At 40.0% G+C, this 215-nt stretch carries 1 protein-coding gene; it reads right to left on the reverse strand.

Translation table 11 applies throughout. From position 1 onward, the window contains the following. Window positions 1-215: hypothetical protein (locus tag ACVC3Y_RS03040; RefSeq protein ID WP_452226073.1), on the reverse strand; the 215-nt coding region annotated here is incomplete at both ends.

Raw genomic sequence — 215 nt, forward strand, 5'->3', positions numbered from 1 at the left:
TATGTTTGCAGCATTCCAATCGTTAGCAATGGTTTCATTATCTGTTCCATTACATTCTATAGTTTCATCTACAACCGTACAAGCCGTTAGGTCAGGACCAATAGAATCTTCAAGTGTAAGTGTCGCAGTCAGTGTAGTTTCGTTATCACAATCATCCGATACCGTATAGATTACAGTAATAGTACCACCAGCACCACAAGTGGAAGCAAGGTTAG

Source organism: Lacinutrix cladophorae, assembly GCF_053604645.1.